The organism is Pseudomonas sp. PAMC 26793 (genome assembly GCF_000313235.1).
In the GTDB taxonomy this organism is placed as follows: Bacteria; Pseudomonadota; Gammaproteobacteria; order Pseudomonadales; family Pseudomonadaceae; genus Aquipseudomonas; species Aquipseudomonas yamanorum.
Window position 1 is genome coordinate 486,747 of sequence record NZ_AMXG01000038.1, and the last position, 23,198, is coordinate 509,944.

17 protein-coding genes are annotated in these 23,198 nt (G+C 61.5%); 8 read left to right on the top strand and 9 right to left on the bottom strand.

What is annotated here, in order from left to right; all coding sequences use genetic code 11:
- Window positions 1-80: 80 nt before the first annotated feature.
- Both D109_RS0119665 and D109_RS0119670 read left to right on the top strand, forming a co-directional pair.
- The gene (locus D109_RS0119665; RefSeq protein ID WP_017478377.1) at window positions 81-722 is read left to right on the top strand and encodes an FMN-dependent NADH-azoreductase; all 642 of its coding nucleotides are present in this window, start codon (window positions 81-83) and stop codon (window positions 720-722) included.
- 1 nt (window position 723) lies between these two features.
- Window positions 724-1,029, top strand: a complete 306-nt coding sequence (locus D109_RS0119670) for a multidrug efflux SMR transporter (protein WP_017478378.1) — start codon at window positions 724-726, stop codon at window positions 1,027-1,029.
- Here D109_RS0119670 and D109_RS0119675 read toward each other — a convergent pair.
- Window positions 1,022-1,918 (bottom strand): DMT family transporter, encoded by an 897-nt coding sequence (locus D109_RS0119675; protein WP_017478379.1) that lies wholly within the window; start codon window positions 1,916-1,918, stop codon window positions 1,022-1,024. The two genes, D109_RS0119670 and D109_RS0119675, sit on opposite strands and share 8 nt — an antisense overlap.
- A gap of 97 nt (window positions 1,919-2,015) precedes the next feature.
- Here D109_RS0119675 and D109_RS0119680 point away from each other — a divergent pair, with 97 nt between their 5' ends.
- The 3 genes from D109_RS0119680 to D109_RS0119695 all read left to right on the top strand — a co-directional run bounded on the left by D109_RS0119680 (window position 2,016) and on the right by D109_RS0119695 (window position 4,394).
- A complete protein-coding gene (locus D109_RS0119680; protein ID WP_017478380.1) occupies window positions 2,016-2,804 on the top strand; it encodes a helix-turn-helix transcriptional regulator in 789 nt (262 codons plus the stop codon).
- A 71-nt stretch (window positions 2,805-2,875) separates the two neighbouring features.
- Window positions 2,876-3,190 (top strand): PsiF family protein, encoded by a 315-nt coding sequence (locus tag D109_RS0119685; protein WP_017478381.1) that lies wholly within the window; start codon window positions 2,876-2,878, stop codon window positions 3,188-3,190.
- A 190-nt stretch (window positions 3,191-3,380) separates the two neighbouring features.
- Window positions 3,381-4,394 (top strand): AI-2E family transporter, encoded by a 1,014-nt coding sequence (locus D109_RS0119695; protein WP_003217402.1) that lies wholly within the window; start codon window positions 3,381-3,383, stop codon window positions 4,392-4,394.
- Between the two features lie 134 nt (window positions 4,395-4,528).
- On the opposite strand, the gene D109_RS0119700 is transcribed toward D109_RS0119695, so the two are convergent.
- Window positions 4,529-5,797 (bottom strand): Hsp70 family protein, encoded by a 1,269-nt coding sequence (locus D109_RS0119700; RefSeq protein ID WP_017478383.1) that lies wholly within the window; start codon window positions 5,795-5,797, stop codon window positions 4,529-4,531.
- A gap of 288 nt (window positions 5,798-6,085) precedes the next feature.
- Here D109_RS0119700 and D109_RS0119705 point away from each other — a divergent pair, with 288 nt between their 5' ends.
- The gene (locus D109_RS0119705; protein WP_003217399.1) at window positions 6,086-7,033 is read left to right on the top strand and encodes a DnaJ C-terminal domain-containing protein; all 948 of its coding nucleotides are present in this window, start codon (window positions 6,086-6,088) and stop codon (window positions 7,031-7,033) included.
- 2 nt (window positions 7,034-7,035) lie between these two features.
- On the top strand, window positions 7,036-7,344 hold the full coding sequence (locus D109_RS0119710; RefSeq protein WP_003217397.1) for a chaperone modulator CbpM: 309 nt from the start codon (window positions 7,036-7,038) through the stop codon (window positions 7,342-7,344).
- A gap of 4 nt (window positions 7,345-7,348) precedes the next feature.
- Here the strand turns inward: D109_RS0119710 and D109_RS0119715 are convergent, their stop codons facing one another.
- On the bottom strand, window positions 7,349-13,234 hold the full coding sequence (locus D109_RS0119715) for an NEL-type E3 ubiquitin ligase domain-containing protein (RefSeq protein WP_017478384.1): 5,886 nt from the start codon (window positions 13,232-13,234) through the stop codon (window positions 7,349-7,351).
- A gap of 286 nt (window positions 13,235-13,520) precedes the next feature.
- Between D109_RS0119715 and D109_RS0119720 the strand changes: the two genes are divergently transcribed.
- On the top strand, window positions 13,521-18,686 hold the full coding sequence (locus D109_RS0119720) for a dermonecrotic toxin domain-containing protein (protein WP_026078092.1): 5,166 nt from the start codon (window positions 13,521-13,523) through the stop codon (window positions 18,684-18,686).
- On the opposite strand, the gene ureC is transcribed toward D109_RS0119720, so the two are convergent.
- The 6 genes from ureC to D109_RS0119750 all read right to left on the bottom strand — a co-directional run bounded on the left by ureC (window position 18,683) and on the right by D109_RS0119750 (window position 23,174).
- Window positions 18,683-20,383, bottom strand: coding sequence for an urease subunit alpha (ureC, locus tag D109_RS0119725; RefSeq protein WP_017478386.1), 1,701 nt, complete (start codon window positions 20,381-20,383; stop codon window positions 18,683-18,685). The genes D109_RS0119720 and ureC overlap by 4 nt on opposite strands.
- Window positions 20,384-20,511: 128 nt before the next feature.
- Window positions 20,512-20,820, bottom strand: coding sequence for an urease subunit beta (locus D109_RS0119730; RefSeq protein ID WP_017478387.1), 309 nt, complete (start codon window positions 20,818-20,820; stop codon window positions 20,512-20,514).
- Window positions 20,817-21,347, bottom strand: a complete 531-nt coding sequence (locus D109_RS0119735) for an N-acetyltransferase (RefSeq protein WP_017478388.1) — start codon at window positions 21,345-21,347, stop codon at window positions 20,817-20,819. The genes D109_RS0119730 and D109_RS0119735 overlap by 4 nt, the downstream gene beginning before the upstream one ends.
- Window positions 21,348-21,352: 5 nt before the next feature.
- Window positions 21,353-21,874 carry a GNAT family N-acetyltransferase gene (locus tag D109_RS0119740; protein ID WP_017478389.1) on the bottom strand — a complete coding sequence of 174 codons (522 nt, stop codon included), beginning with the start codon at window positions 21,872-21,874 and terminating at the stop codon, window positions 21,353-21,355.
- Between the two features lie 9 nt (window positions 21,875-21,883).
- The gene (ureA, locus tag D109_RS0119745; RefSeq protein WP_003217383.1) at window positions 21,884-22,186 is read right to left on the bottom strand and encodes an urease subunit gamma; all 303 of its coding nucleotides are present in this window, start codon (window positions 22,184-22,186) and stop codon (window positions 21,884-21,886) included.
- A 148-nt stretch (window positions 22,187-22,334) separates the two neighbouring features.
- Window positions 22,335-23,174: an urease accessory protein UreD gene (locus D109_RS0119750; RefSeq protein WP_017478390.1), complete on the bottom strand. Its 840-nt coding sequence runs from the start codon at window positions 23,172-23,174 to the stop codon at window positions 22,335-22,337.
- Window positions 23,175-23,198: the final 24 nt, after the last annotated feature.

A 23,198-nucleotide genomic window follows, 5' to 3' on the forward strand; every position in this document is an offset into this window, starting at 1 on the left:
TGAGCCAGGCATCTCTAGATTTGTTGGCAAGATAGGCGGCCATTCAGGTTGCCTGAGTCTAGCGCATGAAGGTCATACAGATGAAAAAAATACTTGCGATCCATTCCAGTCCCCGCGGCGAACGTTCCCACTCCCGGCGCCTGGCCGAGGTGTTCCTGGCCGCCTGGCACACCGCCAATCCCGACGCGCAGCTGACCCGCCGCGAAGTGGGCCGGGCGTCTATCCCCCACGTCAGTGAAGCGTTCATTGCCGCCAGCTTCCACCCGGAGCCCCAGGCAATGCCGTTGTCCATGCACGCCGATTTGCAACTGAGCAATGAGCTGGTGGCCGAGTTGGTCGAGCACGAACTGCTGGTGATTTCCGTACCGATGTACAACTTCGGGATTCCCAGCGGCCTCAAGGCCTGGATCGACCAGATCGTGCGCATGGGTCATACCGTGGATATCACCCACGACAGCCAGGGCATCGCCCAGTACCAGCCGTTATTGTTAGGCAAAAAGGCCTTGATCATCTCCAGTCGCGGCGGCAGCGGCTTTGGCCCGGGCGGGGAAAACGAGGCGATGAACCACGCCGATTCGCACCTGCGGACCGCGCTGGGGTTTATCGGCATTGAAGACGTCACAGTGATCGCCGCAGAGGGCGAGGAGTCGGACCCGAGCGTTTTCCGCCGTTCCTGCGATGCAGTCGAAGGGCAACTGCGCGACCTGGCCGGGAGCTTCTGAAGTGTCGTGGCTTTTCCTGCTGATCGCCGCCGGCTTTGAGGTGACCTTCGCCATGGGCATGAAGTACGCCGAGGGATTCACCCGGCTGTGGCCATCGCTGGTCACCGTCATCGCGGCCGTGGGCGGGATCTACTTCCTGACCCTGGCCATGCGTGAGTTGCCGGTGAGCGTGGCTTACCCGATCTGGACCGCCATTGGCTCACTGGGCACGGTTTTTCTCGGGTTCGCTTTGCTGGGAGAGAGCCTGACGATGATCAAGCTGGTATCGGTGGGCTTGATCGTCGCCGGTGTGGTGGGGCTCAAGTAGCTTCAGGCGCGCTGACATTGCTGCGAACCGGTGTCGTCCAGCGCTCCGACAAAATCACCCCGCCCAAGGTCAGCAAGCCGCCCACCAGGTGATACATCGCCAGTTGCTCCTTCAACACCACGGCGGCAATCAACGCGGTGATCAGCGGCAGCAGGTTGAAAAACAGTGTGGTGCGGCTTGGGCCGAGGGTCTTCACCGAATGCATCCACGCCAACGGCGCGAGCATCGAGGCCAGCAGGCAGGCGTACAGCACCAGCGGGATATTCGACCAGCCAAGGCCGGCCTTGTCGGAGAACAGGAACAGCGGAAACAGCACCACCACCGCCACCAACACCTGCAAATACAGCAACACCAGCGGCGGCAACCGCAGCTGCCATTTTTTCAGCAGGGTGCTGTAGACCGCGTAGGCGAGGGTGGCCACCAGCATCATCGCGTCACCCATGTTCAGCCCGTGTTGCAGCAGCGCGCTGAGGCTGCCGGCGGAAACCACCACTACCACGCCAGCGAACGACAGTACGGCACCGGTCAGCGCGCCGAAGGTCAGGCGTTGGCCGAGGCTGATGATGGCGGCAGTGAGGGCCATCAGCGGCATCAGCGAGAGGATGATGCCCATGTTGGTGGCCGAGGTCAGGTTCGCGGCGTAATACGCCAGGCTTTGATACACCGCCATGCCCAGCACGCCGAGGATGAAAATCTTGCCCAGGTTGGGGCGAATCAGCGACCAATTGGCGATGACGGGTTTGAGCATGAACGGGGTAAACAGCACGCCGGCCAGCAGCCAGCGATAAAAGCCGATCTCGGCCGGGAAAATCGTCCCCACCGCGAGTTTGTTGACCACGGTATTGCCGGCCCAGATAAAAATGGCCAGTAATGGATAAGCGTATTGCATTGAAAAGAACCCGTTGCGTCTATGAGCTGCGATTATCCTTTGTCTGGATCGAAGCCTATACTTCGATCCAGCCATCCGACCTCTGTATCCAGACAATATGCTCAAGAAGTACATCAACCTTCCCGATTTCGACCAGTTGCCGTCACCGGTGTATTTCCGCTATTCGGAATTCGAGGCCGACACCCATGCCAGTGCCCACCAGCATGCCTGGGGTTCCCTGGACTACTCGGCCCGAGGCGTGATGCGCTTTGAAGTAGCCGGCAGCCGCTTCATGTCGCCGCCGCAGTACGCGGTGTGGATTCCACCGAATACCCAGCACAGTTCCTACAATGCCCAGGCGATTGTCTATCGCTCTGTGTACTTGGCGCCCGCGCTGTGCGAGCAATTGCCGGCGCAGCCGTGCACCCTGACCATCAGCGATATCCTCAAGGCGATCCTCAGTGATTTCGCCGAACGTGACGTCAACATTCCCGAGAGTGAAGCCGATGTGCGCCTGGCCCAGGTGCTGGTGGACCAGCTTCGGCAGGCCCCGGTGCACGATTGTTTTCTGCCGTATGCCAGCCATCCCGGGTTACTCAGCGTGCTGGAGGGCATGCAGGCCGATCCAGGCGATAACCGCGCGCTGGCCCAGTGGGCCGAGCAGGTACATGTCAGCGAGCGCACCCTGGCCCGGCAATTTGTGCGGGAGCTGGGGATGAGTTTCGGCGAATGGCGCCAACGCCTGCGTTTCCTTGCCTCCATCGAAGCGTTGGACAGCCCGCGCAGCGTCCAGGAAGTGGCCTTTGACCTGGGCTACAGCACTGCCTCGGCGTTTATCGCGATGTTTCAGCGCCAGGCCGGCTGCACCCCGGAGCAGTACCGTCGGACGAATATTCGTAGCAGGTGAACGTGTAACAGGGTTTGACTACACTGCTGGGGAGGCCGTGCCCCTCGGCACGGTAACAGGGAGAAAACTCCATGAAGATGCTGCGTATTCCGCTGTTGATGATGGGCTTGCTGTTGTGTTCCCAAGGCTTTGCCGCGACTGCCGCACAGACGGCTCAGCAACAAAAAATGACCACTTGCAACGCCGAAGCCAAGACCAGTGGCAAAACCGGTGATGATCGCAAGGCATTCATGAGCACCTGCCTGAAGGCCGCCCCGGCCGCCAACGACGCCAAGACCCTCACGCCACAGCAGCAAAAGATGAAAGACTGCAACGCCACGGCGAAAACCCAGGCGCTGACCGGCGATGCACGTAAAACGTTTATGAGCACCTGCCTGAAGAAATAATAGCCGGGTGCCATAGAAGGCTGCGACACTCGCACACAGCCCTCTGTTATCTGTAGGAGCGAGCTTGCTCGCGAAGAACGTCAACGAAAACGCGTTCATCCTGAATAAACGTGGCTTCCTTGCGTTTTTCGCGAGCAAGCTCGCTCCTACAAGTAACAGCATCCTTTAACGCCGTTCGTTTTGAGGCTGTATGCCAACGTTTTCTCAGCGTCACGTGTTGTTGTTGGTCAGTTGCGTGCTGATTTTTGGCGGGCTGCTGCTGGTTTTGCCGTTGAAGTTGCTGCCGAGCCTGCTGGCCGGGCTGCTGGTGTATGAGCTGGTCAACATGCTCACCCCGCAGTTGCAGCGATTGATCGAAGGCCGGCGTGCGCGCTGGTTGGCGGTGGCGTTGCTCGGGACTTTGATCGTCAGCATCCTCACCCTGATCTTTGCCGGGGCCATCAGCTTCCTGCTGCACGAAGCGGAAAACCCGGGGGCTTCCCTCGATAAATTCATGGGCGTGGTCGACCGTGCCCGCGGCCAACTGCCGCCGTTCCTTGATGCCTACCTGCCGGCCAGCGCCGCCGAGTTCCGCGTGGCCATCGGCGAATGGCTGAGCAAACACCTCAGCGAATTGCAGTTGGTGGGCAAAGACGCCGCGCACATGTTCGTGACCTTGCTCATCGGCATGGTCCTTGGCGCAATCATCGCCCTGCAGCGTGTGCCGGACCTGACCAAGCGCAAACCCCTGGCGGCCGCGCTGTTCGACCGCCTGCACCTGCTGGTCCAGGCCTTTCGCAACATCGTCTTCGCCCAGATCAAGATCGCCGCGCTGAACACCGCGTTCACCGCGATCTTCCTCGCCGTGGTGCTGCCGCTGTGCGGGATTCACCTGCCGCTGACCAAGACGTTGATCGTGCTGACGTTCCTGCTGGGCCTGTTGCCGGTGATCGGCAACCTGATGTCCAACACCCTGATCACCATCGTGGCCTTGTCGCTGTCGATCTGGGTGGCGGTGGCGGCGTTGGGCTACCTGATCGTGATCCACAAGGTCGAGTACTTCCTCAACGCGCGGATCGTCGGCGGGCAGATCAGTGCCAAGTCGTGGGAATTGCTGTTGGCGATGTTGGTGTTCGAAGCCGCCTTTGGCCTGCCGGGGGTGGTGGCGGGGCCGATTTATTATGCGTACTTGAAGAGTGAGTTGAAGCTGGCGGGGATGGTTTAGGCATTGATGTTGCCTGGACTGGCCCCTTCGCGAGCAAGCCCGCTCCCACATTCGGCTGCATTCCAAAGTTGGAACTCGGTCAAATGTGGGAGCGGGCTTGCTCGCGAAGGGCGCGCCACGGTTTCAGCTAAAACTCAGTAGCCGTAGCGCTTGCTGGCCTCAATCGCCAGACCACTGCCGATACTGCCAAAGATGTTCCCTTCCACATGCTGCGCATTCGGCAGCATCGCTGAGATGCTGTGGCGCAGCGCCGGAATCCCGCTGGAACCCCCGGTAAAGAACACCGTGTCCACCTGGGCCACGTCCACCGAGGCGTCGTTGAGCAGTTGCGTCACCGCATTGCGCACCCGCTCCAGCAGGCCGTCGATGGCCGACTCGAACAACGCCCGGCTCAGTTCCACGCTCAACCCTGGCTCGACCCGGTCCAGCAGCACATGGCGGCTGTCCTGCTGGGTCAGCTGGATCTTGGTTTCTTCCACTTCCATCGCCAGCCAGTGCCCGGCGCGCTGTTCGATCAGGTTGAACAGGCGGTCGATGCCGCCGGTGTCCTCGATGTCGTAGCGCATGCTGCCCAGCGCCAGCTTGGATTTCTGTGAGTACACCGAGTTGATGGTGTGCCAGGTTGCCAGGTTCATGTGGTGGCTGGTGGGCATGTAGGCGCCGCTTTTCATGCGGCTGCCGTAGCCGAACAGCGGCATCATGCCGGCCAGGGAGAGTTGCTTGTCGAAGTCGGTCCCGCCGATGTGCACGCCGCCGGTGGCGAGGATGTCGTCGTGGCGGTTATCGATCTGGCGACGCTCGGGCGACAGGCGCACCAGGGAGAAGTCAGACGTACCCCCGCCGATGTCGACAATCAGCACCAGTTCTTCTTTCTCGATGGTGGACTCGTAGTCGAAGGCCGCGGCAATCGGTTCGTACTGGAACGAGATGTCCTTGAAGCCGATCTTGCGGGCCACGTCCACCAGGGTGTTTTCGGCTTCCTGGTCGGCCATCGGGTCGTCGTCGACGAAAAATACCGGGCGGCCCAGCACCACTTCGTCGAACTCACGCCCGGCGGTGGTCTCGGCGCGGCTCTTGAGTTGGCCGATAAACAGCGCCAGCAGGTCGGTGAACGGCATGGCCGTGCCCAATACGCTGGTGTCGTGCTTGATCAGCTTGGAACCCAGCAGGCTCTTGAGCGAGCGCATCAGCCGGCCTTCGTAGTTTTCCAGGTACTCGTGCAAGGCCAGGCGTCCGTACACCGGGCGGCGTTCTTCGAAGTTGAAGAACACCACCGACGGCAGCGTGATCTTGTCGTCCTCCAGCGCGATAAGCGTTTCCATGCCGGGACGAATCCAGCCGACGGTGGAGTTGGACGTGCCGAAGTCGATACCGCAGGCACGGGCTGGGGATGGGTTTTTCATGTCAATCGGGTTCCGGTTGAAAAACGGCCGCGCAGTGTATGCCACCCGCGTGCAGATGCGTAGGCCGACTATCCGCTAAATACAACGGACTTGTTACCTTGAAAGCCCGGTGTTTGCCCCCAAATCCTCCCCATACGGTTGGTGGCTGCAGGATTCTGCCCGCAGCGCCGATAAACTTCTGACGCACCCTTCGGTCACAAGATTGAGATCGGTCAATCCAGACGCCGCAAACAGGCGCATGCTGTGACGCTGGCAGTGCGATATCGATAACGGACGGTGATACTCCCGATGGACTTCAAAGACTATTACAAGATTCTTGGCGTCGAGCCGACTGCCGACGACAAGACGATCAAGGCCGCCTATCGCAAGCTGGCGCGCAAATATCACCCGGACGTGAGCAAGGAAAAGGACGCCGAAGCCAAGTTCAAGGACGCGTCCGAAGCCTATGAAGCGCTGAAAAGCGCCGACAAGCGCGCCGAATACGACGATTTGCGCAAATACGGCCAGCATGGCCAGCCGTTCCAGGGCCCGCCAGGCTGGCAGAGCCGTGGTGGCTATGGCGGCGGTGGCCAGGACACCGGCGACTTCTCGGACTTCTTCAGCTCGATCTTCGGTTCGCGCGGCAATGGTTTTGGTGGTGCCCAGGGCCGTAGCGCCGGGCGCCGGGGGCAAGATGTGGAAATGGAACTGCCGGTCTTCCTTGAAGAGACCCTGTCCAACGAGTCCAAACAGGTCAACTTCCAGGTGCCGCAATACAACGCGGCCGGCCAGCACGTCAGCAACACCACCAAGAGCCTGAACGTGAAGATCCCGGCCGGTGTGGCCGACGGCGAGCGCATCCGCCTCAAGGGCCAGGGCGCGCCGGGGATTGGCGGTGGGGCCAATGGTGATCTGTACTTGATCATCAAGTTCGCGCCACATCCGAAATTCGATGTGGAAGGTGAAAACCTGATCATTACCCTGCCGCTGGCCCCGTGGGAGCTGGCGTTGGGCACTGAAGTGGCGGTGCCGACCCTCACTGGCAAGATCAACCTCAAGGTGCCGGCCGGCAGCCAGAACGGCCAGCGCATGCGCGCCAAGGGTCACGGCTTGTTGAACAAGGCCGGGCAGCGCGGTTACCTGTTTGTGCAACTCAAGGCGGTGATGCCGAAAAACACCGACGACGAGGTCAAGGCGTTGTGGCAGGAACTGGCACAAAAAGCCGCCTTCGATCCAAGAGAATCATGGAGTAGCTAACGATGAGCAGTCCCCGTTTGGTTCAAGTGAACATGGCAGAATTCTGTGAGGCCACCGACCTGTCGGTGGCCTACGTGATCGAAATCGTCGAGCACGGCATCGTTGAACCTGTGGGGACCAGTCCCGAGTCCTGGCGTTTCACCGATTACGAACTGGCCCTGGCCAAGCGTGCCTCGGCGCTGCAAAAGGACCTGGAGCTGGAATGGGAAGGCGTCGCCCTGGCGCTCGACCTGCTGGAGGAAGTCCAGCAACTGCGGGCCGAGAACCAGATGCTCAAGCAACGGTTGGGGCGGTTGGTGCAGACACCCTGACGCGTCAGACGATGAGGCAACCTTCTTTGCATGGCTTCAGGGCGCCGATCCAATCCTTGAGGGTCAGTGATTCAACCAGCCTTGCCTCTTCAATCGACAGCTGCAATTGCACATCCTGCGCCTGGGTTTCGTAGTCGGCGTCGGTCAGCACGCCCGCCTCGTGTTGCTCGGACAACCCTTGCTCACGCAGTTGGAACGGCTTCCTGAGGGCCTCGAACTGTTCGGCATATCGGTTACGGATAAAGGTCTGCCAAAACTCTCTGCCCAGTAGCGAGTGCAGGTACAGTTCGGTGTTATCCAGTCTTTCAATCTGTGTGGCAGTGCTGTCGAGCATCGCTTGGGACACCCTTCCCGATGCGGTGTAACGCGCGTCCGAGGGTTGGCCGGGCAGCTCAAGGCGTTCGCTCAGGCCCATGCGGTAGGCCAGGCGGATTTCGATGTCTTCCAGTTTGGCGATATCGGCGAGCTTCTGTTCAGGTGTGCGGTTCGACAGGCGGATTTGTGCTTCCCGGCTGCCGATGTTCCGACTGGCGACCTTTTCAACCTCGTCCAGGCGAAACAGACCCCGGGCCAGGTGCAGCAGGGGCGTGCCGACATCGCCGTCGCCTGCCATGCGCGTGGCTTTCCAGGTCATGACCTTGATTTCCATGTCGCTGAACACCAGCGCCGCGCGATCGCCGCAGCGTGGGTCGCCGGCTATAGCGAACAGCTCTTCGCGCAAGTCGTGAGCGCCAGCGGCCTCGATCATTGCCCAGACACGCGCCTGCAAGTCGGCATACGCGGAGCGGTATTCCGCCGACTCGCGAAGATTGTTCAGGATACCCAGGAACACCTCGGCGCCCGGCTGGGTGGCAATGGTCTCCCACATGGCTTTTCGGCGAGTGACCTGCTCGGGCGCCAGACCCTCCATCCAATGCCTGGATTGCGTTTCCACCTCCGACTCGTCAGACGCTTCAATGGGCTCTTCCTCTGCCGGGCGGGGCCGGGGGGCTTGATAGCGCATGCTTCCCTGCAGCCGTCCGGTGGCTGTTTCGGGGTACTGTGCAAGGGTATTGAGCCGGTAGTTCATCAGCTCGACCTGAGCGTCCTCCGTCAGTGGGTTGCCCTCAATAAACGTCACGTTGTTGGCCCGAATGGCAGCCACTGCCTGGTCGGGTGTCGGGTTGATTTGGGCCTGTGGCAGCGTGCTGATGTGGTTGTCGCGCAGATCAATGAGGTCCAGCACCGGCTGTACGCCAAGCCCGTCGGGCCACTGGGTGATGCCGGTGTTTCTCAGCATCACGCCGCGCAACTGCGTCAGCGCGCCGAGGTTTGGCGCACGGGGCAGGGGGGTACTGCTCAGGTCAAGGGATTTGAGGGTCGTGATGCTTTCAAGCACGGCCAGGTCGGCCTCCGTCATCGTCAATTGCAGGCGTTGAAGGTTCAGCCGGGTCAACCGGGTCAGCCTTGCGAGCGAAGGTGGGATCGCGCTCAACCTTGATTGTGACAGGTCGAGCCAGCGGGTGAAGGTGAAGTAGTCCAGAAAGCGATCCAGCCCGGCATTCAACGGCATGTCACGGACAGTGAGCACCCCGACATGGCTGAAGTCCGCCTCCAGGGTGGGCAGCTCGCCGATATTCAAGCCGGACAGGTCGAGTTCGTGACCGATGGGCCTGCCGTCGTTGGAGCGGGCGATGGGGGTGCTGCGTTGCCAGCATTGCTTGAGCCGTTCGGAAAATTGGCGCCGTTCACCGGCGTTGCCGCGGCGGATGTGATCATTGCCGGCGTCTACCATGAAGTGTTCCTCGACCCAGGTATCGAGGCGGGTGCTCAGGGCTTGCCACTCGGTTTCCAGGCGGGTCAATGCCGGTTGCGCATCGGTGCCTGCCTGCAGCACAAAGCGCTCGGCGTCTGCCTGGTTGAAGCCGGGGAACAGATTGCGCAGGCGCGCCACCTGTGGGTCGTTGCTCATGGGCACCCGGAACGCCTCTGGCAACCCGGTGTTACGCCATCCGGGGCGGGTACGCGCCATGCGTGAAAGGTAGGCGCGCATCTGCTCGTTGGCTTCAAGGGTGAACGGGTTGTGGTGCAGCAGGGTCACGCGGTTGAGCCGGATGCTGGCCTCAACCTGAGCGGCGGGAGGGTTAAGCTGGCTCTCGGGCACTGCTGTCAGGCGATTGGCCGACAGATCAACCACCTCCAGCGCCGGCAGGTCGAGCAACCCTGGCGGCCATTGATCAATGCCGGTGAGGCGAAGATTGAGCGTGCGCAGTCGGGTCATGCCGCTGAAGTCGGGCAGTTGGCCCAACGGGTTGCTTTTCAGGTTCAGTACTTCAAGCCGGGTCAGGCCCGCCAGTCGGGTGGCCGTGGACTCGGTAAGGCGGATGGCATTGTCGCTCAGGTCCAGATAGGTGAGTTCTTTCATGGCCGTGATGGCTTCGGGCAACTCCGTCAGTGTGTGTTGCTCCAGGCCGCCGAGAAACTGCAGGGTAAGACGCTTCAGGTTCGGAAAGTGGCTCAGGAACTGCTCCGGCGTATCGGTAAGGCTCACTTGGTCGAGTATCAACTCGTCAACATGGCTGAAGTCGGCGCTCAAGCTCGGCAGCTTCACCTGCGCATTGATTTTCAGTTGGCGCCCGGTCATCTCACCTGCGCTATCGATGGACTGACGGCGCCAGCAGTCCTTCAACCGCCCGGCAACTGCTTGCTCCCTGCTCCCGGGCGAATAGGAAGCCGAGTCGCGGGAGCGCTCCTCGCGGGCGCTTTGGGTCACCCAGGCTTTCAGCTCGCGCTTGAGGGTGGCGTATTGCTCTTCCCGGCGTGTCAGCTCGTTGCGTACGTCAGCACCCTGGGTTTCGATAAACCCGTTGACCTGCTCTTCGGTGAAGCCCGGGTACAGCTTGCGTACCCGGCCGGCGGGGCTGCGTAGTTGGTTCAGTGACAGTAGCGGCATGCCCCCCAACAGCCTTGGATTTCCTGTCAGGGGCTGCCTGAACACGGGGTATTCCAGCAGTACGGGGCGCAGTGCATCGCGGTTCAACGGCGCCTGCCGTACTCGCGCTCTCAGGGTTCCGGCGTCGCGTGCTGTATTGCCCAAGGCGCGCCGCTGGACATGGTTGAGTGCTGCCAGCACCGCGCCATAGAGGTCGGTTTGGCCGAACAGGTTATCCGGGTCCATGGCCAGCACCCTTTTATAGGGAGCGGATTGCGCGCCGATGGCATCTACCAGTGTCCCTCGCTCGCTGCCCAGGCGGACTTCCAGGCGCAGGTCTTGCGGCCAGCCCGGAAGGGTTTCCAGGGTATGCAGGGCCAGGCGCCGGCTGTCCTGGCTTTCCAGGGCGTCAAGGAATAGTCCTTCATAGGCCCGATCGAGGCGCACTTCCTGTTGGTATTCGCGAGCCAACGCTCTCAGGCGCGGCGATATCCCCGGCTGTGCCGCCTCGGTGGTGGTTTCCAGCAATCGGCTGGCCACGCGGCTTGGCAAGTCGCTGAACTCATCCTTGAGGCGCTGTACATGCGGGTCCCGTGTGGCGTCATACGCACGATAGCGTGTGTCGAACAGCGACCTGCGGATCTTGCTCGCCTCGCGGGCCATATCTCGACGCCAACGGGCCAATTGTTCAGCCAGTTCCTGCCGGGGGCTGCCAGGAGCCGGTTCATGGCTGAGCCCGCTGTGATCGACGACTTGCTCCTGCAACAGTGGGTCTGCCTGGGTATAGACGAGGGGATCATCGCTGCTCATTTGCTGGATAAACGTGTCGATCTGCTGGTTGATCCGAAACCGTTCCAGGCTATCGGCCAACAGCGCGGGTGGCGGTTGATGCTCGACGTGCAGTTGGCGCAGTTGATCCTTGCTGGTGCCACTGGCCAGGCGCACCTGTTCCAGTTGCGCGTCGCTCAAGCCCTGGGTGCGGTAACCCAGGCGGCGCATCAGCATTGGGCCGTCCCAGGTCGACGGTTCTTCGCCTTCATGGCGCCAGGCGCCGGCACCGTTATGCGCCACTTCGGGGGCATAGGCGTCCGGTCGCGTCGGATGCTGCACACGGTAGGTGTCGTTGTCTGGCTCGGGCTTGAGTTGGTAGAGCTGATCGTCGAGGGGCAGCAGGGGTTGTTGCTCATGACGGTGCAGGCCCAGGTCATCGACGACGGCGTCCTCGGGCAGGGTGACCTCGCTGCGGTAAGGAGCCAGGTCCGGCTTCCACAACCGCTGCTCGCCACTGGGCAATTTGACTGGCTTGAGGCTTTGAATCAGTGCTGGCGCCGGCGGGAGAGTGAGTTTTTGCAGGCCTTTTCCGGCGCCGGCCAGCACAGCCATGACGGCCAGGTTCTGGGCGACATCAAGCACGTGCTGTTTCGCCGCTTCCCGGTCGCCTTCGCTCCACTCCATCACGCCCTCGAATGTTTCATACAGCAACTGTTCGGCCATGGTTGCCATCATCAATTCACCGAGTACCGGGACGAACATCGACACCAGGCCCAATACGGCCGCGCCGCCCTCCAGCAGATGCGCAATCTTTTCCGCACGTACCCGCGCGTCGACATCGGCAGTCGGCACGGCCTGCGTGCGGGCGTCGCTCAGGTGTTTGTCGCGACCCTGTTCGTACAGGTCGTTCCACAGGTCGACATTGGCCGCCCACAGGCCGCGCCTTGAAACCACCATCGGATAGAGATTGGGGCTTTCGGCCCTCACCCGGGGGCCTGGTTGTGGCGGCGGAAACTCCTGCGGCACGGCCAACTGCGTCAGTGTAGGGAAGGCAATTTGCAGCAGCGTCTGGGTGATCGGTGAGCGCGCAACCGCTTCGCCTGTCAAGAGAGGGCCGGGAGCCGGTTCGGTGAAGCGGTTGAAGAAGGGGGCCTTGTCCGCTTCGTCGAAAAACTGGCTGATAAAACGCTGATAGCGGGTGGGGGCCGGGTGGCCTTCGGTGTGGGCTTCGACGGGTTGCTTATCCTGTGCAAGCAGTTGGCGGTTCAGCGCTGTTTTCAGATCGGCAAAGCTGTCATAGCGCTTGAGTGGGTGCTCCGGGTCGTGGGGGATGTAGACGATGAAGTCTTCGGCATAACGGTATTTTTCCACCGGGGTGAAGACCACGCAGCCCTTGAGCACACGGTTTGCCAAGCTCAGGCAACTGAACCACACCGGCTTGCCTGCAAGGGTAGGGTTGCGTTCGCCGTCGATGACTTGCTGCATCAGGATGAAGTCTGCGGGGCGAATATCCTGCTTGAGCAGTGCCAGGTAGGCCGCGGCCCTGAGGGCGTCTTTCTGACTGGTGATCACCTTGTTGCGCCGCTGGGTGGCGATGGCTTCATCGGCGGGCAGCAGGGTCTCCTTGAGGTGCGCCTGGTAGCGGGCACCGATGTCCAGTGTGCGGCACAGCGTTATAAAAGCCGGCACCTCCAATGTGGGGGTAATGCCAGGCGAGGTGCCGGTCTTGTCTGGATACTGGGTAAACCCTGAGGAAACATCAAAGGCGCCGGCTTCACATTCGCTGGCTTCAAAGTTATGCAGGGCCGCCTGTAACAGCGAAACCTCCATGACTTTAAACGTGTTCACTTTTACGCCGAGCGTGCCCAGTTTCAAGGGCTTGTACAGGCGAAGATAAGTGCCTTCTATATCCAGGCTGATGTTGAACGTGTCCTTGAGCGCCTTATTTAACAAAGGCGCAGCGAACGCCTTGAGTGTCTGTACATTTTCCAGCTCTTTATCCACCGCCTGTTGAGACTTCAAGCAGGCTTCGTTAACGCTTTTCAATGTCCTGCGCTGCAGCGGCGACAGGCTGTCCATCCATAGCGAACGCTCGAGATCGACCGAGCTAAACGCACTGATGCGCTGGACTGACGACTGGGCCAGCCAGTCCGGGATGGACTGTTTGATAAATTCACTGTTGTCGTCGTTCCCATGAACGGCGGGCACTGCGGACGTCTCTGATATGATTCATTCCTTTGATAAACAAAGGAAAAGAGTACCGAGTTGAGCGAAAGATTAATAAGTCGAAAAGGTGTTGGGTGACCTGCAATAGTTAATGAAATAGCCCGGCTTTATCAATGCGACGCATAGTTAAGTACCACGCGGAAGTTTCAAGTTATGAGGTCGCATGAGCTATGGGGTTGTGCATCTTCCTTTGATTTATATAGCTACCACCGAACACCGGCAGGGGCTGGCTAAGGTCCGTACTTTATTTCCACCAAGGTACTTGGATATGCCAGCACCTCAAGCCCCAGCGCCCCTCTTGCCGGGCAGTGAAGGGCGCCACTATGAACAGATCAAGGCTGCTATTCCCCAAAGTCTGATCAACGCGTCACCTTCTCTGCGTGCTGCGATCAGGCAAGTCAAAGCAGCAGAGATCCCCGCTTGGTACTCGGCCATTTCCCCGGCGCAGAAGGACCAACTCAAAAGGCTGATCGAGGCCAGTTTCAAGTCCCATGCTGCCCTGGAGCAGTCCATGCACAAGGTGCAGGAGGCCAGTGCCTTTGGCCAGCCGTTGCTGGAAGCCGCGTTAAGGGCCAAGGGCTATGTGCTGGATGTGAACCAGACCTATGTGCGCCTCTATAACCCGGTCGAGGACAGCTTCGGGCGGCGCACGGGGGGCTTCAAAACCCAGACCTTTTCCCTGTTGCAAGCCGCCTTGAACAACTTCGAGGAGCCCGCGACACGTGCCGGTTTCTTTAACAGCGCCTCGGGTTTTATCACCGCCCCGGATGCCGAGGGCCACTTCGAGCGCCATCCCACGTCACTGACCGTTGAGGTGTTCGCCCAGCTGTGTCGCACGCTGGACCTGGGGCGTCAGTACCAGGATCACCTCACCACCTTTTTGCGGCCCACCCAGACCGTCTCGAAAAACCTGCTGCATGACCGCTTCATTGCCCGGCAAAAGGACGCCTTCAAGGCCGCGGCCTACGTGGCGCTGCTCAAGGGCGACATCGGTGCCGATGACCACGCATTGCTGATGCGGGTCGCCAGTGGGGAACGGCGGGTCATGCTCGGCGACAAGCAAATCTGGTATCGCCGGCCCTGCATCATGAACCTGCATCTGCATGGCTGCGTAATCATTGATCCCTGTGTGCAGTACCGCTATTCAAACTGGTTTATCGCCTACATTCCGGATGACCCGGAGCACCCGATCAAACGCTACGAGTCGTTTGCCGAGTTTCGTCAGGAACTGACCCGGCAACTGACTCAGTGGCCCAACCCGGCCGGTGCCAGGCCGACCGTACCCGTACCGACTGATTACCAGCATTTCCTCAGCCGCTTCATCGCTCGCAAAGACCTGGCGTATTTCTATCGACGCTTCACCGAGGAGGTCGAAGACGCGCCTGATAGAGGCTGGGCCGTGACGTGGCTGCGTTCAGAAAAGGGCCAGTTCTGGTCCTCGATCCTGGAGCCGAGCATGCGGCCCATCGCATCAGTGCTGGGGGAGCCGGGGCATACCGTAAGGGTGCCGCAGCAAGGGCCCAACCTGAATATCCAGTGCGATTCGATGAAAGGCCTGTGGGTCGACGTGGACCTGTGGGAAGAACTCTACGACGGCGGCCGCAAGCGTATGTTCGAGGACGCCCTGGTCATGGCGGTACCGACGATCATGGCGGATGCCAACCATCGTCATCGTCGCCTGTCGCACTACCTGAACCTCGGCCTGCTGGTGCTGAACCTGGTGTCGATGGCCATTCCGCCGTTGGGGGCGTTGATGGCGGTGGTCACTGCCGGCCAGCTGCTGTACGAGGTGCTGGAGGGGGCGATCGAACTGAGTGAAGGCGACCGGGAGGCAGGCTGGTCACATGTAGGCGACGTATTGGAAAACGTGGCCATGCTGGCAGTGGGCGGGGCAGCGTTTCATTTCACCGTGTCACCGTTTATCGAAGGTTTGAAGTCGGTCAGGTTGCCTTCCGGGGCGCAGCGCTTGTGGAAGCCGAACATCGAGCCGTACGCGCTCAAAGCCGGTCCGCCCGCCACCTCGACGCCTGACGAGGTGGGCGTGCACCACCTTCCCGGACGCCGGGTGCTGGCCCTGTCCGACAGGCACTATGTGCTGAACGAAGATCCCTATTCCGAGCAATACCGCATCCTGCACCCTGAGCGGGCCGAGGCTTATCAGCCGCAGATCCGCCATAACGGTTCGGGCGCCTGGTCACACGAGGCGCAGCGACCGCTGCGCTGGCGAGGCCCGACGCTGATGCGTCGTCTTGGGCCGGTGCTGAATGCCATGAGTGATGGGCAACTGGAGGCCATCCGGCGCATCAGTGATGTGGACGACAGCGTGCTGCGCCGGCTGCACGCGGAAAGCGAGCCAACCCCTGCGCTATTGCGTGACACGACCCGCCGGTTTCAGGCCTACAGCGACATGGGCGTTCTCGGCGAGCAGATACGCGCGGGGCGACTGTCCGAGTCGTTGTGCGATTACGCGGCCTTGCTGATGGTGGATATGCGGGGATGGCCTGCAAGCAAGGCCATCGAAGTGTTTCACGGCACGGGGGAGCCGATTCAGTACGGCGATGTGGCCGCGCGGGACCTGATCCGCATCAGCCGCGCTGACCTCATGGCTGGCAAGTTGGCCGAGCGGGTGGTCGACGCGCTGGGGGAGCAACCGCTCAGGGCACTGCTCGGTCAGCACCTGCCCGAGGGCAGGGTATTGCGTAGCGAGCAGTTGCAGGCGCGTTTGGCGGACCATGCGCAAAACAATGTGTGGCGACTGTTCCAAAGCCGCTACAGCGAGGCGCACTTGCCCCGCAGCCCTGAGGTAGAGACGGTGCAGCGCGATTTTCCCGGGCTGCCGAACGTGGTCGCCGAAGAGCTTTTGAGCAACGCCACGCCCGGCGAGCGGGAAGCGCTCAACCGCACACGCAAAATTCCCTTCCCGGTGGCCCGGCAAGCACGTCTGCTGCAAGCGCAACTGCGCCTGACCCGAGCCTACGAGGGGGCATACCTGCCGGGGCTGGCGGGTCCCGACACCGAAGCCCTGGTACTCAATACGCTGGAGCAACTGCCGGGTTGGCGTGACAGCCTGCGCCTTGAGGTCCGCGACGGAGCCTTCAACGGTACCTTGCGCGCCAGCTCTGGCTCGCCGCAGGCGGCAGCTCGCAAGGTGCTGGTGCGGGTGGGCGCCGGACGATACCAGGCCTACGACACAAACGGCCAAACCCTGCACGGCATCGATGGTTTGTACGAGTCCTTACAGCACGCGCTGACCGATACACACCGCATTGCGGTGGGCTTGCGGGACGTGGGGCAGGGCCTGGCGTTGCAGGAAAAGGTCCAGCAGCACCTGCTGCCACGGGACCGTTTGCGGGCGACCCTGGGGATGCAGCCGGTCAAACGGCCATTTTTCGAACCGCCCCGGTTGCTGGCTGATGGACGGCGGGGCTACCCGTTGAGTGGGCGCGGGCCGGGGAGCAGGGTTCAACAAATAAATGACCGTATCCGTGACCTCTACCCGGACATTACCGATGAAGAAATCGAAGCCATCAAGCCCGATCAGAATCCGCTCAATGTCGGCTGGCTCACCGTGCTTGAGAACGAGCACCGAACCATGATGACAACCTTGCAGGGGTGGGCCGCCCTGCACAAGGAGGGGGTGGAACAATTCGGCCCGGAGGACCGGGCAGCGCTAAAGGCCAAGAGACAGATTATTCAAACCCTGGACGACGCCTGGAGGCGTGTCGGCCCTCGGGACGACGACAGGAACGGCGTTTACCAGGGGCAGAAAATCATCTGGGATGAGGTCGAATTGCACGAGCAACTGCGCACACTGCCGGCGTTGAATGCCGATTTCAATCACGTCAGCCGCATCGAACTGGTGAAAATGAGCGTGACCAACGATGACCTTGAGCCATTTCTGGCCAACTTTCGCAGGCTGCGCCGTTTGAACGTGGAAGTCTGTGAGCTGACACGCTTGCCGGCAGCAATTGCACGGATGCCTCATCTGAAAAAACTGTACCTGGGCGCCAATCAGATTGTGCTGACCCCGCAAGCCGTCCTACAGCTCAAGGACATGACTCAGCTGGAGGAGCTGGGCCTGGACAATAACCCGTTGGGTATGGCTCCCGATGTCAGTCGCATGGCTGAGTTGCAAATGCTGTGGTTGGGCGGCACCGATTTGCAGGAATGGCCGGCCAGCGTGTTTCGCCTGCCCCGGCCGCGTCAGTTTATTTTGGACATGCGTGACAACGTCCTCAGCCGTATCCCAGTATTTGCGCCGGGCTCCGATAATGCGCTGATCGTGGCGCGAACGGCGCTGTCCCGGGAACAGTTGGCGCCGGCGTTGCTCGATCAGTTCAACCTGTACGTCGAGGCGGCGGGTATTGACCCGCAGCGTCAGTTCGGTGTCCGGGGCAAGTACGACAGTCGTCTGTGGAAAACCGGTCTTTCGGAGGATGAATGGCTGGGCAAGCAACCGCTGTGGGATTTTCTGGAGCAGTCATTCGGCTCCGAGCCTTTTTTCAACGAATTGCGTGCCCTGCGCAACTCCGGTGATGCCTCGGTTGATGGTGGCCGACTGTTACCGGAACTGACCGAGAAGGTTTGGCGCATGCTGGAGGCCATGGGGGAAGACGCCGAGTTGCGCGAAGAATTGTTCCGGATGGCAGGCACACCGACGGCCTGCGTGGACGCCGGGGCGCAGTTGTTCAATGCGATGGGGGTTGAGGTGCTGCTGCGGGCGGCGTATCTCAACGACGACCTCAATGTGGTAAGGCGTGCGGTATTCAAGCTGGCCCGGGGCAAGTGGCGTCTGGACGAATTGGGCCGCATCGCCCACGACCGCGTGGCGCAACTGGTGGCGCTTGGTGTCAGGTACCCGGAGTACGACGAGGCCGGCATGCAGGTCATTCACGTCGATGAGGCGGGTGAAGAGATACCAGACATTGATGAGGTCGAGATCTACCTGGCGTATACCGCACGACTGGCCACGCGTCTGGATTTGCCATGGCAGGCCAAGAGCATGCTGTACCGCGAGGAATACGTGACGCCGCAGATGATTGAGGCGGCTTTTGAGCGCGTCATGACCCTGGATCAAGGTGAGCAGCTGCGTACCAATATACTGGAGCAGCCGATGTGGACCGACTTCCTGCAACGGGCCCATAAAGCGGACTACGCAAAGATCGAGGCCAAATTCGAGGCGCTGATCGACTATGAAACGGCGCAAACGGATTGGGCCAGGGATGGCAACCTGTCGGACGCGACCAAGGACACCCTGCGCCTCACCATCGACCGGACCGCTCGCCTGCTGGGCCGTTCGAGCAACGACAGCTTGCCGGGGACCGTCATGAGCCAGCAGGAGTACAACGCTTCGTTTGCCCGCATCGACAGCGAGTATAAAGCCTTGGGCGAGACGCTGACCGACCAGGCGATCAGAGCCATCCTCGGGACCTAGAACAGGAAATAGCGCTGGGCCATCGGCAGCACATCCGCCGGCTCGCACCACAGCAACACACCGTCGGCCTTGACCTGGTACGTCTGCGGGTCGACCTCGATATGCGGCAGGTAATCGTTGTGGATCAAGTCGGTTTTCTGCACCTCGCGGCAACCCTTGACCACGGCGATCTGCTTCTTCAACCCCAACTGTTCGGGCACGCCTGCCGCCAACGCTGCCTGGCTGATAAAGGTCAGGCTGGTGGCGTGCAGCGAGCTGCCGAAGCTGGCGAACATCGGGCGGTAGTGCACCGGTTGCGGCGTCGGGATCGAGGCGTTGGCGTCGCCCATCAGGCTTGAGGCAATCGCGCCGCCCTTGAGGATCAGTGTCGGCTTGATCCCGAAAAACGCCGGGCGCCACAGCACCAGGTCGGCCCACTTGCCCACTTCGATGGAGCCCACTTCGTGGCTGATGCCGTGGGTGATCGCCGGGTTGATGGTGTACTTGGCGATGTAGCGTTTGGCGCGGAAGTTGTCGTTGCCTTCGCCGTCGCCGGGCAGTGGCCCACGCTGTTTTTTCATCTTGTCGGCAGTCTGCCAGGTGCGCGTGATCACTTCGCCCACGCGGCCCATGGCCTGGCTGTCGGAGCTGATCATCGAGAACGCGCCGAGGTCGTGGAGGATGTCTTCGGCGGCAATCGTCTCGCGGCGGATGCGGCTTTCGGCAAAGGCCACGTCTTCGGCAATGCTCGGGTCCAGGTGATGGCAGACCATCAACATGTCCAGGTGTTCGTCAATGGTGTTGCGGGTGAACGGCCGGGTCGGGTTGGTGGAGCTGGGCAGCACGTTGGGGAAGCCGCAGGCCTTGATGATGTCGGGCGCGTGGCCGCCACCGGCACCTTCGGTGTGATAGGTGTGGATGGTGCGGCCCTTGAAGGCGGCGAGGGTGGTTTCGACAAAGCCGGATTCGTTGAGGGTGTCGCTGTGGATCGCCACCTGCACGTCGTACTCGTCGGCGACGCTCAGGCAGTTGTCGATGCTCGCGGGCGTGGTGCCCCAGTCCTCGTGCAGCTTCAAGCCAATGGCGCCGGCCTTCACTTGTTCGATCAACGGCTCCGGCAGACTGGCGTTGCCCTTGCCGGTGAAGCCGATGTTCATCGGAAACGAATCGGAAGCCTGGAGCATGCGCGCCAGGTGCCACGGGCCAGAGGTACAGGTGGTGGCGTTGGTGCCGGTGGCCGGCCCGGTGCCGCCGCCGATCATGGTGGTGACGCCGCTGGTCAGCGCCTCTTCGATTTGCTGTGGGCAGATGAAGTGGATGTGGGTGTCGATGCCGCCGGCGGTGAGGATCATGCCTTCACCGGCGATCACTTCGGTGCTGGCGCCGACGCAGATGGTCACGCCGGGCTGGATGTCCGGGTTGCCGGCTTTGCCGATGGCGGCGATGCGACCGTTCTTCAGGCCAACGTCGGCCTTGACGATGCCCCAGTGATCGATGATCAGGGCGTTGGTGATCAGGGTGTCGACCACCTCATGGGCGAGCAGTTGGCTCTGGCCCTGGCCGTCGCGGATCACCTTGCCGCCGCCGAATTTCACTTCTTCACCGTAGACGGTGAAGTCCTGCTCGACTTCGACGAACAGCTCGGTGTCGGCCAGGCGGACCTTGTCACCCACGGTGGGGCCGTACATGTCGGCGTAGGCTTGTCTGGAAATCTTCATATGTTTGGTTCCTGATCGTTCCCACGCTCTGCGTGGGAATGTCGCCCTGGACGCTCTGCGTCCGCTCTTGAAGGTCGTGACGCGGAGCGTCACAGGATGCATTCCCACGCAGAGCGTGGGAACGATCGTTAATCCAGGTCGCCCATGATGCGTCCGGCAAACCCGAACACCCGGCGCTTGCCGCTCAATTCCACCAGTTCCACTTCACGACTCTGCCCCGGCTCAAAGCGCACGGCGGTGCCGGCCGGGATGTTCAGGCGCATGCCACGGCTGGCGGCGCGGTCGAACGTCAGGGCGTCGTTGGTCTCGAAAAAGTGATAGTGGGAGCCGACCTGGATCGGCCGGTCGCCGCTGTTGGCCACGCTCAAGGTGGCGGTGCGCCGACCCGCGTTGAGTTCGATGTCGCCAGGCTGGATCTGAAATTCGCCAGGAATCATGCAGGTTGTCCCAGGGTCTTGAAGTAGATGGCGGTCGGGGTGAAGCGCCCGTCCGGGCTTTGGCAGTAGTTGGGCAATTCGCCGATCTTGGTATAGCGCAGCGACTGGTAGAAGGCTTCGGCGTCGGAGCCGGCTTCGGTGTCCAGGTACAGCAGCCCGCGTTTGTACTGGCGGGCGCTCAGTTCCAGGGCGCTCATCAGTTGCTGGCCGAGGCCTCGACGCCGAGCCTCGCTGTGCACCAGCAGCTTCTGCACTTCGGCACGGTTCAGGCCGTTGGCTTTCATGCACAACGCCAATTGCACGCTGGCGATGACGTGCTCATCACGCACCACCACCCACAGCAGCAGGCTGCCCTCGTTAAGACTGGCCTGCACGCCGTTGAGATAAGCGCTGGCCTGGGCTTCATCGAAGTCGGCCATGAAGCCCACCGAGGCGCCGTGCTTCACGGCGTCCAGCAACAGCTCAATCAAACCCGGGCGGTAATGGGCAAAACTTTCGGCATTGACTCGACGCAGTTGGGCGTTCATCGGTGTCACTCCTTGGGCGGCGTAGCGCCTGGGTTGAGCGTCAGTTGCATGAAGGTCAGGTCCAGCCAGCGCCCGAACTTGGTGCCGACCTGGGGCATCTGCCCGGTGGTGATGAAACCCAGGCGCTCATGCAGGCGGATCGAGGCCTGGTTGCCGCTTTCGATAGCGGCAACCATCACGTGTTTGTCGCAGGTTTTCGCCCGCTCGATCAGCACCTGCATCAGCTGTGGGCCGAGGCCTTTGCCGCGCTGGTCGTTGCGCACGTACACCGAGTGTTCGACGGTGTGGCGAAAGCCTTCGAAGGGCCGCCAGTCGCCAAACGAGGCATAGCCGATGACCTGCTCGTCTTCGACGGCCACCAGGATCGGGTAAAACTGCGACTGGCGGGCACTGAACCAGGCCTGGCGGTTGCCCAGGTCTACCGGTTGTTCGTTCCAGATCGCCGTGGTGTTCAGCACCGCGTCGTTGTAGATATCGCGAATCCCTGGCAAATCGGCGTGCACCGCATCACGAATCAAAAAGGACATGGCCGGGCCTCAGGCGATGGGTTGGTGGACGGTGACCAGCTTGGTGCCGTCGGGGAAGGTGGCTTCTACCTGGATGTCCGGGATCATTTCCGGAATGCCTTCCATCACCTGTTCACGGGTGAGCAGGGTGGTGCCGAAGTGCATCAGCTCGGCGACGGTGCGGCCATCTCGGGCGCCTTCCATCAGCGCGGCGGAGATGTAGGCGATGGTTTCCGGGTAGTTGAGCTTCACACCGCGCGCCAACCGTCGCTCGGCCACCAGGCCGGCGGTGAAAATCAGCAGTTTGTCTTTTTCCCGTGGGGTCAGGTCCATCGTTCAAGGTCCACTATGAAATACATTCGTAAAAACACCGGAGATCCAATGTGGGCGCGGGCTTGCTCGCGAATGCGGTGTGTCAGTGAATGCATCTTTGGCTGACCCACTGCATTCGCGAGCAAGCCCGCTCCCACATTTTTAATCTTCATGTGCTCCAGATTCTCGGTGATACAGCCTCGCGGCCCAGCACGGCCGGGCGCAGCAGGCGCCACAGCGCGATCAGCCAGCCTCGCGCCAGCAGCGCTTCACTGGCCAGGCAGCGGGCCACCAGCAGGCCGGACAATTGGGTCAGGTCGCCGCGTACCGCGTGGGGCAGGGAGCGGCATTGTTCGAGTAGATCAGGGTCGATCTCGCCGGTCACCAGCAAGGTGGCGAACACCGGTTGCCCATCCAGCCCGATGGGTGAGTCGAGCAAGCCGTCGGCGCCCACAATGCGCTGGCGTTCATGCCAAATCAACTGGCCATCGCGGCGGATATCCAGGTGCGACTGGAAGTGCCCGAGGTCGAAACGCTCGCCACTGGCGGGGCGCCCAAGGGCCACCACGTCCCAGTAGAACAGCCGGGCATCGCCTTGCAGGTCAATGCGGGTGGTGAGTTCGGCCTGGGCGGCGCTGAACACGATGGTCTCCTGCGGCAGCCATTCCAGCGTCGCGCCAGCCTCAACCGTCAGCTCCAGCTTCTGATAGGCCGGCCCGCCGGCGCGGTACCACTTGGCCGCGCCGGGGCTGGTCAGTTGCGCCCAGGCACCCTCGGCGACATGGGCGCTGATATCGAGGCGATCACCGCCGGCAATCCCGCCCGGCGGGTGCACGATGATGTGCTGGCACACTTCGGGGCCTTCGGCGTACAGGTGCTTTTGCACCCGCAGCGGGCCGAGGTGGCGGCGCATTACCGGGCGCGTGGTGTCGCCGAAACGCGCGTAGCCGAGCTCCAGCTCGGCGTGCCAGCTGGGGGTGAACAGCGCGGTGGGGGCAGGTAGGGTCATGGTCAGTGCTTATCGTTAGGACGC